The organism is Nitrospira sp. CMX1 (assembly GCF_054902215.1).
The window spans coordinates 180,145-192,331 of the sequence record NZ_JBUBKD010000062.1; the positions used below are offsets into that span (position 1 = coordinate 180,145).

A 12,187-nucleotide genomic window follows, 5' to 3' on the forward strand; every position below is an offset into this window, starting at 1 on the left:
AAACCGATCATGGCTGAGGGGTGATCTTCGCTGCGGCTTGTAGTGCTTCCGCGACTTCCTTAAAGGACGTGGCTACCTTGTCAAAGTGGGACCCTTTCTCTAGGATTTCACGGGCTGCCATGCGGATCTGTTCATCGTATTGGGCCACATCGTTGGTCAATTCGCCGAGCTTCGTGAGGGTAGCTCGATAGGTATTGACTTCGCGTTCAAGGCCTTGTGTGCTCGTCTGAGCGGTCTTGAGCTCTTCCATGGCAACCTGGAGCTGTTGTGTGAGGCGTCCAGCATAGGCTTTACGATCTCGTAACTCTGCCTCGAGGGTGGCTAACACATCCTCTGTTTCCCGACGTCGATCCTCTAAGCTCTTGATCGCGAGAATCCATGCGGAAACTTCTCCTGCTTCGATGGCAGGCGAAGGAGGAAGCGGCTGTTCATTTTCAAGAGCGTTCATCGCCGGCTGTAACCATTCAACAAATTTCAAGATGTCACTGAGTTTAATGTCGGCGAGCGACGACTGCAAGGTCAAAGACGACGGTGCTTTGGAATGATTGGTCGGTGGTTGTGATGAGGATCCTTTCCGAGCACTCGTTTTTGAAGCCGCTTGATGCGTGGTACAGCGATGATACTCCAGTAAGACGGCGATACAGTGGCGGCACATGGGTTCTTCAGGCGTAGAGCAGGAACATGCTGACACGAGATGGCCGTCTTTCAGATTGATCTGTTGTTCGTAAAGACCGGCATTCCCAATCACAGTTGAGGAGATCTGGGAATCGGTTGCTTCAAGAATGCGGACCCGCTTTTCCGTCATGTATTGCCGGGCATGGTGAAAAGCAGAAGCTTCCGAGATCGCTTGGATCATGTGTGGAACCAACAGATCGAGTCGCTCAGCACTGCAGGGAATTCTGTTCGGCATGGATGGGATCCGTGGTGCTCCTCTGAAGGCCATGATGGCGTCAGTTTGACGACAGAACCGGAGGCTGTCAAGAAACCTTCAATAGCGTGCGCTTCTTTATGGGAGAGGGGTTCGAGGTATGGCGAGATTCTCCTACCGACAGGGTTTGGCAGGGTTTGGCTTTCCCATCGGGGTGAGCCAGATATAATCGGCAATGGCCTCCTGCATCAGCGCTCGAACGTCTTCGGCTCGGCTTGGTTCATATGACATCATGTAGACGGTGGTCTGCGTAATCTCACCGGACAGCCGTCTCGCCACGCGTTTCGGGACTGGGAGGCCATATTGGATGTGTCCGCCTCCCGTATAGCTCAGGATGAGACGGCGAACACCGTCTTCAGCACGGCGGATTTCGTCCTGTCGTTGGACCAGTGTCTTGGCCATGCCTTCGTCACGGACCATCGAGGCCTCGTACATTGTCCGATAGTGCTCCTCTGTCCCGCCATGGCACCGACGAAGTTGATCGATGATTTTAGTGTGGTACGCGGGATCATCGACGATCTCTTCTTGGTACATGCCGGATGATGTCCACTCGGGCTCTTGTTTCACTGGTTCCAACCCCAATTTCAGGACTCGGCGGATCAGTGGTTTCGGAGGATTCATGGCACGGACCGGCAGCCTTCCCTCGCGAGCAAACGTGACGAGAGGCCCATAATCGCTAAACTCCCCACCCCAATTCTGCTTCCATCGTACGTCTTCCAGAAACTCGCTGGACATCGGCTGAGCGCCGGAGACATAGGAGTCTAAGGCCTCTTGCCCGTCCCATCCGAACATTTCCATACCGATGGTGGGTTCAATCCGATCCACGAGTAGCTGGTTCAGGACTTTCAAGGCTGCTTCGATATGGTAGGGGTTGTGGTGCTCCTCGCCTAAATAGATGATCTCCGACTGTTCCAGAGATTTGATCCATTCGGGAAACGCAACGACACGGCTCGTTCTGGTGTCCAGGATCTGCCAAGGTTGCCATTCAAATTCCGATTCGCCCGTCGGCGAGTCAAGCGGTGGTGTCGCCCCGCTGATAGAAGTGGTGAGAAAGCAGAGTACGAGACCCAGAGCCAGGAGAATTTGTGCACACTGACGCAGGGAAAACAACTTATTCATAACGCACTCCTATCATACTGCGGATCAAGCGAACAAGCCGCCTTGACGGCAAAGTTGGCGGCCCACTATGCTGGCTCATCCGAATTGACGTGTGCGTCCTCACGGCAAACCACGTGATGCCTTTCCCGATAAACTCAGGTGACCCATTCGAGGTATTTCGCCGCCACATCAACAAGCAGGCCCACCGCGCTCCCAAGCAGTGGGATGCGTCTCGAGCATTGCTCGAAAAAAGCCGGTTCCCCGCCACCGTCGATCGACTTGTCTGTGCGATCAAAGAACGGCCTCTCCCGGACGGCGTGAAAGCGCTCTTGTTACAGTTGTTCGAGGGGAGGCGGCCACAGCGTGTGCAGGACCTCGACGGAGAGCATCTCAAACGGGCGACCGGCCTTCCGCCGGCCAAAGCCATGCGGGCGCTCGCTATTGTGTTTGGATTGGTTCCTGCCCCGACATCGAAATGGCCGGTGACGTGCTTCTCCAGCGAGACGATGGAACAACTGGTGCGTGGCCTGGCCAATCCGTTCGACCTCCTCACGCATGCCGACGTCGCCTCTGTGCTGGATATCGGAGCGGGGGACCTGTCGTTTGCCGAAGAGCTCGCCGATCAGTATGGGCCGCAGCTCTCTCAGCGCAATCGGCAGCTCATTCTCCATGGTGTGGATCGGCTTGATCCGCACTCACGATTAGGCGGTCCCCTTCATGCAGATCCCGGTAGATTGCGCAGGTTGCAACAGAGACAGGGGCTTTCCTTTGCCTTCTTTGGTCGTCAGGACATGTTCGACCTGAGTGATCTCAATGGGCAGGCCCTCCTCGCGCCGCGCTATACTGTGGCTACCTGTTGGGCTCCGGCCACACCGACCTTTGCGTACGAACCGAGTCGGCTCTCGCCAGCGGTGATTCAGAAGGAGCTGGAACGGACGAAGGGCGCCTTTCACCTGACGCGGTTTGGGAAAGAACCGGCACTGGAAGTGCAGCACGGGACTCGTGCCCTGCTCTTTCCCCCATGGAAGTTTGACATCATTGGCCCGCTGGCGCTGTTACATCTGTTGGCTCAGCGGAGCTCCCTGTGCCTGCTGGGCTCAGTAGATGATCAGGTGTTCTGGGAAATCCTGGCCCAGTTGTTTGACGATCCACACTATCGTCCTCAGGACGAACTGTTTCACGCTGCAAACCTTCCCGCCATTTTCGGTGGAATCTATGATCAGCTCACTGATCTACCGATTGGTGCGTCAGTGGACCTTGCTGACCTAGGAATCCTTCGGCGTCAGTTGTCATCAGCGGATCACTCGACCGGACTCTTTCGATATGTCCGCGTCAGCAGAGGCGCCACGTTTCCCGGCATGCCCGCCAGCAGCACCGCGCGCAAGTTTTCAGCCATGACCGAAGAGGTTCCTCCCTGGATGGTCACGCTTGTTCCGGCGTAGGAACGCCGAATGCGGCTTGAGACGTGACAGCGCCGGCGTGTAAAACACGTGATTTATTGACCGTCTCCAGACCCTTTGCTAGACTTCACTCGTGTCCGATCACCACGCACGTCTCCAGTATCTCAGAGCCTAATCCCATCATGACTTCTACTGAGACTATCCGAGCCGTCCAGGAGAACATTGCTCGGGTGATCAAAGGGAAACCCCATGTCATCGAGATGAGCCTTGTGGCGCTGCTCGCGCGTGGGCATCTCCTGCTCGAAGATGTTCCGGGGGTTGGCAAAACCACGCTGGCCCACAGCCTCGCACGGTCACTGGACTGTTCCTTCAAACGGATTCAGTTTACGAGTGATCTGCTGCCGTCCGACATTGTCGGGGTCTCGATTTTCAATCGCCAGAAGCAAGCGTTTGAGTTCATTCCTGGACCCATTTTCGCGAACATCGTACTGGCAGATGAAATCAATCGCACGACGCCGAAAACCCAGAGCAGTCTCTTGGAAGCGATGAGCGAGGCGCAGATTTCATTTGATAATAAGACCTACCCGCTCAATCCGCCCTTTATGGTCATTGCGACACAGAACCCCGCTGAGTATCACGGGACCTTTCCCCTTCCTGAGTCACAACTCGATCGTTTCCTGATGCGGTTGCGTATCGGTTATCCAGCGCCCGAAGAAGAGAAGAAGGTTCTTGAACGAGCCTCGTGCCTACACCCGGCGGAAGAGTTGCTCCCGCTGTTGACCGCACAAGAAGTCGTTCAGTTGCAAGATCAGGTAGACAAGGTCTTTATGGAGGAGAGCCTGACAGAGTATCTCCTTGCCGTTGTCCGGAGTACCAGGGAATCAGACCTCTTGTCCCTTGGGGTGAGCACAAGGGGTGCGCTTGCGTTGAGCCGCGCAGCAAAAGCCCTGGCCCTTGTGCGGGGACGGACCTATTGCCTGCCGGACGATATTAAAGAGCTTGCCCCGATCGTGCTGTCTCACCGCATCATGGTGGCCCGTCAGGCTGGTCTTCACCAACGAAGCTTTGAGCAGGCCGAACGCATCATCCGCGATTTGATCGACACGATTCCTGTCCCTGTCTAGTTGCGTTCTGGCGTCGGGCAGCCCTCACACATTTTGGTGAGATATGCCGTTTCAGTTGCCGTCGTTCGCTCATCGGGTCTTTCGTTACCGCTCCACACGGATCACATCGGAGGGGCTTCAATTCCTGATCTTCGCATTGGCGATCGGTATCGCGGCCATTAATACAGGGAACAATCTGTTTTATCTCCTTCTGGCCATGATGTTGAGCCTCATCCTGGTCTCAGGCGTTGCGGCGGAATACTGTCTGCGGCGACTTGAACTTCGCCGTCATGTGCCGGACCTCCTCTTCTTGAACACCTCAGTCACCACGGTTCTAGCGGTCAAGAACCGAAAGTCGCGACTGACCAGTTTTTCGTTGACCCTGTGTGATGTCGGCGAGGGTCAAGCTGTTTTCCCTCAGGTGGAGATTCACGCCCTCCCTCCGGGTGCCAGTCGACTACTCTCCTACCAATTGACCCCTACACGCCGTGGCAAACTGCACTTGAGCGGTGTTCGAATCAGCACGGAGTTTCCATTCGGATTTTTCACGAAACGGGCCTTCTACCCGATGGAGGATGTGACCGTAGTATGCCCGGAGCTCCGGCCGATGAGCGAGCGTCTCCTTCAGGGTTTGTTCGCGGCGGGGTATGAGCAGGCCGTCCATCGACGAGGGCACGGCAGTGAGCTGTACAATCTTCGTCTGTACCAAGCAGGCGATGACTCACGGAGCATTCATTGGCTCACGACAGCTCGGACGTCTCAACTGACGATTCGGGAAACCGAAACAGAAGAACAACGCCGAGCGATCATCCATCTCACAACGAGCGTCCCGGCAAGCCATGACGCCCTGTTTGAGCGTGCAGTCTCGTTGGCTGCCTCGCTGGTTCAGCATCTGATGCAGCACGGCTACTCCATCCAATTGCGTGTAGGATCAGAGCGCTCTTCCTTTGGGCAGGGGGCAGCGCATCGCCTTGAGCTCTTCCGAATGCTGGCCCTCTGTCAGCGAAGCACCCCCACGGCAAAGTCTATGGAGCAAGACGAATGGTCGGACGGTCCTTCCGATCTCGATGGCGGGGGAACGGTGGTGGTCGTACAGGCTTGGTGCGATTCCGAAAGCGGAGAAACTGAATTCCCTCGTGTCTTCATCGATGGAGAAGTCATCCCTGGAGCGGCCTATGCCACTTAGTCAGGCCCTTCACCTGACCTCCCTGTTGCTGGCATCAGCGTCCTTCATTGGACTCACGTTGGGAGCTGGTCTGCCGGAATGGCTGGCCGCACTGACCGGTGCGATGCTGATCGCGGTGCTCCTGCGAAACATGGGAATCAAGCCCGTCGAACAATTCACGACGCAGATGCCCGTGTCAGCCATTGGATGGAATCTGATCGTCCTTGGCGGCTTTGTAGGGTTTTGGATCGATCTCTTGTGGGTCTCCGGTGAGTTGCTTCCAGCTGGACTCCACTTCCTGATGATTCTGATGGTCATCAAGCTCTTCAATCTCCGACTCCGCCGCGACTATTTGCACCTCTACGCGATCAGTCTCGTCGCCATTCTCGCTTCGGGATCGCTCACGACGGAGCTCTGGTTCGTCCCGATCTTCTCGGTCTACCTGCTCGCGGGCGTGTGGACCCTGCTGCTGTTTCAGTTGACCAGGACGTCGGAGGTCAGCGACGATGCCGGAATGGCTCAACCCATCCGACAGGAGGGTTACAACGTGAGCGACCGGGTCTCGTCTCGTTTTTTTTGGATGGCGAATGGACTGGCCTTTGGGGCGTTCCTCATCACCGTGGTCATTTTCTTCACCATCCCGCGGGTCAGTGCGGGGATATATCAAAAGGGATTTGGGGAGAATATACGTACATCAGGATTTTCCGATACGGTGAACTTAGGTTCCATCGGATCGATCAAGCGTGACCCCAGCATCGTAATGCGCGTTGAGCTGCCCAGGAGCACGCAACGCGATGTCAGGCCGTTGTATATCCGAGGGGTGTCCTTCGATCGTTATGATGGCAAAGTCTGGACGAATCAACTGAGCTATCGACGGAGTCTTCTCGAAGAGAGTCCTGGCACGTTTGCGTTTCGAAGGAAGCGAGTTGCCCCGCAGTCCGAGCCCGGTGAAGCAATGCAACAGAAAATCTTGCTTGAGCCACTGGATACTCCGGTATTGTTTGCCGCGCCGTTCATCGAACGAGTCAGCGGAGCATTCCCCAGTCTCTTCTTCGACGCCACCGGTGCCGTGTATTTGCCCTTCCCGAGTTCGTCCCGAATTGAATATACGGTCGTCTCCCGTTCCAATAGGCTGGTGCCTGCGGATCTTGGGCCCGAGCCAGGGCTCTATCCTGAATGGGTGGTCAGACAATATCTGCAGCTCCCTCGTCAGACAGACCGGATCAGCGCATTGGCAGGAGATGTGACGCGGGAGCAACACAATCCATATGAAAAGGCTGGCGCGATTCAAGCGTATTTAACCCAGAACTATCGGTACAGTCTGGATGCCCCGCTTGCCGAGCAGGATCAACCGCTCGAAGAATTCCTCTTCTCAAGAAAAACCGGCTACTGCGAACACTATGCCACCGCGATGGTCATGATGCTCCGGACCGTTGGGATTCCCGCTCGCCTGGTGACAGGGTTTTTGGCCACGGAATGGAACAGCTACGGAAGTTACTACGTTGTGAGGCAGCAGGATGCCCATGCGTGGGTCGAAGTGTATCTGCCTCATTCCGGCTGGATCAGGATGGATCCCACTCCCACCGCCGAGGACAGTCCGGGCATTGGAGGTACGGTATGGCAGGTGTTCGGGCCTATCATGGACAACCTCAGGCTCCAATGGAACCGATTGTTTGTCCAGTATAGCGCGGCGGACCAATTGGCCGTTGTTCAAGAATTGAAGGCTGAAGGGATGTCGGTTCGCAATAAGGCCTTGGATTCGATGAGCGCGCTGTTCGGCACTTTTATGGCGGTCCTGAGTGGGATCGTGACTCATGATGTGTCACAGATTCGGATTGGGCTCTTTGGAGAGATCATCGGCTTCGCCCTGATGAGTCTGGCTGTCCTCTTCTGGCTGGGGCGGAAGAGGCCATGGGCGGCCTGGAGTTTCTCGAGAAAGGCCTACAGTAACGAGCTGGTTATCACACAACTCTATCGTCGTATGCACACCTACCTGTCTGGGCAAGGACTTTCAAGATCGATAGCGCTCACACCACTCGAGTTGGTCGAGATCACTCAGGTGCGGTGGAAGGAAGCCCATTCAGCGGTGGCCTCTATCACGGAACTCTATTGTCGGAGCCGATTTGGCCATCTTCCGCTCAGCCAAGAGGATTTGAAACAGGCGGAAGCCCACCTCCGTCGTCTCCTCGAATTAAGGAAGCCACCGGCCTGATGTCGTGAGCCTGACCAGGTCTAGACCCAATCAAATAGTTACCGCGCACAAAGCCGAGAAAATGAAGAGTTGTGAGGCAGATGTTGGAGCGGGAAAAGGGATTTGAACCCTCGACCCTCGCCTTGGCAAGGCGATGCTCTACCACTGAGCTATTCCCGCTCCCCAAAGATCAGGGGCGGAGTGTACTGACCTCTCAACTTACTGTCAAGCTACGATTCTTTCCACATCTGCAGTCGAGCAACGTTCCTTCCATCATCACCTCAACGACATATGATACCAATTGGTAACATGATAAGTTCTGATTCCATTAATTAATAAAAACATCAATCTTAATATCAATTTACATCAAGTGATCGAATGTAAATTTCTAGACCATCTGCTTGATGACAACTGCTGTGATACGTAGACTACTCAAACGGTTGGCGAGGAATAGCTCGAGCATGGTCACTTGGTAAAACCAATAAATATCCATACTATTAATGAGTTATAAGTCAAAATTCTCAGTTGAGGCAGGTCTGAGTGTAGATGGTTTGAATCTTGCGAATAACCTTCTGCTGAGACGGTTGTGTCACGGGGGTATATGTATTGCCTGTCTTGTCAGTTCCCTGTTCGTGACGAACGCTCTGAAAAGGGCTCTTGAATTAGGTAAGAAGGAAATCAACAAGAAGAAAAGCTTCGTTCAAGTTCACGTCATGTGAGGAGGTATTCACAATGTTTTTGTCACGTCGACAATTTTTAAAGGTCTCTGTCGGTACGGTTGCTGCTGCAGCCGTGGCGGACAAGGTCCTGGCCTTGACGGCGCTCCAACCGGTGATCGAGGTCGGGAATCCATTGGGTGATTATCCGGATCGGTCATGGGAGCGTGTCTACCACGATCAGTATCGTTACGACTCATCCTTTACCTGGGTCTGTTCTCCTAATGACACCCATGCCTGCCGCGTTCGGGCCTTCGTCAGAAACGGGGTGGTCATGCGTGTGGAGCAGAACTATGACCATCAAACCTACGAAGACCTCTATGGGAATCGTGGGACCTTTGCGCACAACCCCCGGATGTGCCTGAAGGGTTTTACCTTCCATCGGCGGGTGTACGGTCCCTATCGCCTCAAGGGGCCCCTCATGCGAAAGGGTTGGAAGCAGTGGATGGACGATGGATCACCGGAGCTCACGCCGGAAACCAAGCGCAAGTACAAATTCGACAGTCGGTTTTTGGACGACATGCTCCGTGTGTCTTGGGACACCGCGTTTACCTATGCCGCAAAAGCCATGATCATTATCGCGACGCGCTACTCCGGCGAGGCTGGCGCGAGAAGGTTGCGCGAGCAGGGCTATGCGCCAGAGATGATCGAAATGATGAAGGGTGCCGGCACGCGATGTTTTAAGCATCGTGCGGGTATGCCGGTTCTTGGCATCATCGGTAAGATGGGCAACACCCGGATGAACGGTGGCATTAATGCCCTCTTGGATACCTGGATTCGGAAAGTCAGTCCGGAGCAGGCCCAAGGTGGTCGCTACTGGTCAAATTACACCTGGCACGGAGATCAGAACCCATCGCAACCATTCTGGTCGGGTGTGCAGGGGTCGGATATCGACCTCTCTGATATGCGCTTTTCCAAGCTCAACACCAGCTGGGGAAAGAACTTCGTTGAAAACAAGATGCCGGAGGCGCACTGGAAGTTAGAGTGTATTGAGCGTGGTGCGCGCGTCGTGGTCATCACCCCAGAATACAATCCAACCGCCTATCGCGCTGACTACTGGATGCCGCTCCGCCCACAATCCGATGGGGCCCTGTTCTTGGGTGCCATGAAGATCATCATCGACGAAAATATGCACGACGTGGATTTCCTCAAGCAGTTTACTGATGCGCCGATCCTGGTGCGGACCGATACGTTGCAGTATCTCGATCCACGTGACGTGGTTGCAGACTATAAGTTTCCCGACTTCTCCAAGAGCTACTCCGGCCGGATTCAAGCGCTGAAGCCGCAAGATGTCGAGCGGCTGGGCGGCATGATGGTGTGGGATTTGAACAAGAAGCAGGCCGTCCCGCTCCATCGCGAACAGGTGGGCTGGCACTACAGTAACAGCGGGATCGACGCGGCCCTCAACGGGACCTATCGGGTGAAGCTGCTCAACGGCCGTGAAATCGACGCGATGCCGGTGTGGCAGATGTATCTGGTCCACTTCCAAGACTACGATTTGGACACGACCCATCAGATCTGCCGCACACCGAAGGACCTCATTGTCCGATGGGCACGCGATTCAGGGACGATCAAGCCGGCGGCGATTCATAACGGAGAGGGCGTGACCCACTATTTCCATATGACGCCCAACGGTCGTGCCGCCGCCATGGTGCTGATCATCACGGGCAATGTCGGTAAGTTCGGTACCGGACAACACACCTGGGCTGGGAACTACAAGGCAGGCTGCTGGACGGCCACACCTTGGTCCGGAGCCGGCTTGTCGGTCCATACCGGGGAAGACCCCTTCAACATCACGTTGGATCCGAATGCTCACGGAAAAGAGATCAAGACCAAGTCCTATTACTACGGCGAAGAGGTGGGGTACTGGAACCACGGGGATACGGCCTTGATCGTCAATACCCCGAAGTATGGCCGCAAGGTGTTTACTGGGAAGACCCACATGCCGACCCCGAGCAAATTCCGATGGGTCGTCAACGTCAACGTCCTCAACAACGCCAAGCACCACTACGACATGGTGCGGAACGTAGATCCGAACATCGAGACACTGATCACGCAGGATATCGAAATGACGTCCGACGTGAATCACAATGACATCGCCTTTGCCTGTAACTCCTGGATGGAGTTCACCTATCCGGAGATGACGATCACGGTCTCCAACCCATGGGTTCAGATCTGGAAGGGTGGAATCAGACCCTTATATGATACCCGGAACGATCTCGATACCTTTGCCGGAGTGGCAGCCAAGCTGTCTGAGATGACCGGCGACAAGCGGATGAAGGACTACTTCGCCATGGTCTACGAAAACCGCGTAGACGTTTATGCGCAGCGCATGCTTGATGCGTCCAGCACCTTCTACGGGTATTCAGCGGACGTGATGTTGAAGTCGGAAAAGGGCTGGATGGTCATGGTTCGAACCTACCCACGGCATCCGTTCTGGGAGGAAACCAACGAGTCGAAGCCCATGTGGACTCGTAGTGGTCGGTATGAGAATTACCGTATCGAACCGGAATCCATCGAGTACGGCGAGAACTTTATCTCCCATCGTGAAGGGCCGGAGGCGACTCCGTATCTGCCGAACGCCATCTTCACAACGAATCCCTATTGTCGTCCGGACGACTATGGTATTCCCATCACGGCCCAGCACCATGATGACAAGACGGTTCGCAATATCAAGTTGTCATGGCATGAAATCGTGCGGCATTCAAACCCCTTGTGGGAAAAGGGGTATCAGTTCTACTGTGTGACGCCCAAGACGCGTCACCGCGTCCATAGCCAGTGGTCGGTCAACGACTGGGTGCAGATTTACGAGTCCAACTTCGGTGACCCCTATCGCATGGATAAACGGACGCCGGGAGTGGGTGAGCACCAGATCCATATCAACCCACAGGCGGCCAAAGATCGTGGGATCAACGACGGAGACTATGTGTACGTCGATGGAAATCCGGTGGATCGCCCCTACCGTGGCTGGAAACCGAGTGATCCCTACTACAAAGTCGCTCGGCTTATGATCCGGGCGAAGTACAACCCGGCCTATCCGTACCACGTGACCATGGCCAAGCACGCGCCGTATGTGTCGACGCCGAAATCCGTGAAAGGCCACGAGACCCGACCAGATGGACGAGCTATCGCCATCGACACTGGGTATCAGTCGAACTTCCGGTACGGCGCTCAACAGTCATTTACTAGGAACTGGCTCATGCCGTTGCACCAAACGGACTCACTCCCTGGCAAACACGCGATTGCCTGGAAGTTCAAATGGGGCTATCAGGTGGATCACCACGCGATCAACACGGTGCCGAAGGAGTGTCTCATCCGCATCACGAAGGCGGAGGACGGCGGGATCGGGGCACGTGGCCCATGGGAACCGGTTCGGACCGGGTTTACACCGGGTCAAGAGAACGAGTTTATGATTAAGTGGCTGAAAGGTGAGCACATTAAGATTAAGGTCTAATGCTATTGGCCTGAAGGTCAGCCCTTGCCGAATGGTGCAAGGGCTGACGAAGTTCGACAATAGCCTACTGATGAATTACGGAGGAAACCATGCCTGAAGTCTATAACTGGCAGCTGGGCCGCAAGATGCTGT

The 12,187-nt window shown here is 55.1% G+C and carries 7 protein-coding genes and 1 tRNA gene; 5 read left to right on the top strand and 3 right to left on the bottom strand.

Annotated features, from left to right (window positions below; genetic code table 11):
- Positions 1–7 precede the first annotated feature (7 nt).
- The gene (locus tag ACYX34_RS15565; protein ID WP_462077490.1) at positions 8–910 is read right to left on the bottom strand and encodes an SWIM zinc finger family protein; all 903 of its coding nucleotides are present in this window, start codon (positions 908–910) and stop codon (positions 8–10) included.
- Between the two features lie 132 nt (positions 911–1,042).
- The gene (locus ACYX34_RS15570) at positions 1,043–2,047 is read right to left on the bottom strand and encodes a ChaN family lipoprotein (RefSeq protein ID WP_462077491.1); all 1,005 of its coding nucleotides are present in this window, start codon (positions 2,045–2,047) and stop codon (positions 1,043–1,045) included.
- 116 nt (positions 2,048–2,163) lie between these two features.
- On the opposite strand from ACYX34_RS15570, the gene ACYX34_RS15575 reads away from it, so the two are divergent.
- The 4 genes from ACYX34_RS15575 to ACYX34_RS15590 all read left to right on the top strand — a co-directional run bounded on the left by ACYX34_RS15575 (position 2,164) and on the right by ACYX34_RS15590 (position 7,906).
- Positions 2,164–3,468 carry a hypothetical protein gene (locus tag ACYX34_RS15575; protein WP_462077492.1) on the top strand — a complete coding sequence of 435 codons (1,305 nt, stop codon included), beginning with the start codon at positions 2,164–2,166 and terminating at the stop codon, positions 3,466–3,468.
- Positions 3,469–3,608: 140 nt separating this feature from the next.
- Positions 3,609–4,550 (top strand): AAA family ATPase, encoded by a 942-nt coding sequence (locus ACYX34_RS15580; RefSeq protein WP_462077493.1) that lies wholly within the window; start codon positions 3,609–3,611, stop codon positions 4,548–4,550.
- 43 nt (positions 4,551–4,593) lie between these two features.
- Positions 4,594–5,715, top strand: a complete 1,122-nt coding sequence (locus ACYX34_RS15585; RefSeq protein WP_462077494.1) for a DUF58 domain-containing protein — start codon at positions 4,594–4,596, stop codon at positions 5,713–5,715.
- A complete protein-coding gene (locus ACYX34_RS15590) occupies positions 5,705–7,906 on the top strand; it encodes a transglutaminase TgpA family protein (RefSeq protein ID WP_462077495.1) in 2,202 nt (733 codons plus the stop codon). The genes ACYX34_RS15585 and ACYX34_RS15590 overlap by 11 nt, the downstream gene beginning before the upstream one ends.
- An 84-nt stretch (positions 7,907–7,990) precedes the next feature.
- On the opposite strand, the gene ACYX34_RS15595 is transcribed toward ACYX34_RS15590, so the two are convergent.
- Positions 7,991–8,065 (bottom strand) — tRNA-Gly (locus ACYX34_RS15595).
- Between the two features lie 552 nt (positions 8,066–8,617).
- Between ACYX34_RS15595 and ACYX34_RS15600 the strand changes: the two genes are divergently transcribed.
- Positions 8,618–12,055 (top strand): molybdopterin-dependent oxidoreductase, encoded by a 3,438-nt coding sequence (locus ACYX34_RS15600; RefSeq protein ID WP_462077496.1) that lies wholly within the window; start codon positions 8,618–8,620, stop codon positions 12,053–12,055.
- Positions 12,056–12,187 lie beyond the last annotated feature (132 nt).

Coding starts and splice junctions, on each gene's coding strand:
- ACYX34_RS15565 (WP_462077490.1), bottom strand. CDS start 910: ATGCCGAACAGAATTCCCTGCAGTGCTGAGCGACTCGATCTGTTGGTT.
- ACYX34_RS15570 (WP_462077491.1), bottom strand. CDS start 2,047: ATGAATAAGTTGTTTTCCCTGCGTCAGTGTGCACAAATTCTCCTGGCT.
- ACYX34_RS15575 (WP_462077492.1), top strand. CDS start 2,164: ATGCCTTTCCCGATAAACTCAGGTGACCCATTCGAGGTATTTCGCCGC.
- ACYX34_RS15580 (WP_462077493.1), top strand. CDS start 3,609: ATGACTTCTACTGAGACTATCCGAGCCGTCCAGGAGAACATTGCTCGG.
- ACYX34_RS15585 (WP_462077494.1), top strand. CDS start 4,594: ATGCCGTTTCAGTTGCCGTCGTTCGCTCATCGGGTCTTTCGTTACCGC.
- ACYX34_RS15590 (WP_462077495.1), top strand. CDS start 5,705: ATGCCACTTAGTCAGGCCCTTCACCTGACCTCCCTGTTGCTGGCATCA.
- ACYX34_RS15600 (WP_462077496.1), top strand. CDS start 8,618: ATGTTTTTGTCACGTCGACAATTTTTAAAGGTCTCTGTCGGTACGGTT.